Below are 454 nucleotides of genomic sequence, written 5' to 3' on the forward strand. Positions count from 1 at the left end.
GGGTCACGGTGGTATCGTCGGTGGTGCCCCCGTTGATGACATTGCCCGTACTCGGCCCGACGTCATCATAGACGCTGGTGATGTGTGCCTGCCCCGGACCCGGGTCAGGAATGTCCACATTCACCACATAACCGCCGGATTTACCGCTGGTGTTCCCGGCTGCATCTGTGGCAGTGACCCTGAAGGTGTGCTGACCCTCGCTGCGCGTCGGCGTAGTCCAGCTCCAGTTGCCGCTGCTGTTGGCGGTGGCGGTGCCAATAAAGGTGTTGTTGTCGTAAATCGTCACCTTGCTGCCCGCTTCCGCGGTGCCGCTCAGTTTCGGCGTGGTGTCATCGGTGGTGCCGCCGGAGGTGATATTCCCTTTGGTGCCCACGTCGTCGTACGCCCCGGTGATGTGCGGCGTGGCCGGTGGCGTGACGTCGGCCGTACTCACGTTGACAATCCAGCTGTTGCT

Annotated in this window: 1 protein-coding gene; it reads right to left on the reverse strand. The window is 62.6% G+C overall.

Going from position 1 to position 454, the window contains the following annotated elements:
- On the reverse strand, window positions 1-433 hold a 433-nt coding region (locus ACG0Z5_RS23965; protein WP_394451684.1), incomplete at its 3' end, for an Ig-like domain-containing protein.
- Between the last annotated feature and the right edge of the window lie 21 nt (window positions 434-454).

Source organism: Scandinavium sp. M-37, assembly GCF_043558715.1.
In the GTDB taxonomy this organism is placed as follows: Bacteria; Pseudomonadota; Gammaproteobacteria; order Enterobacterales; family Enterobacteriaceae; genus Scandinavium; species Scandinavium vulneris_A.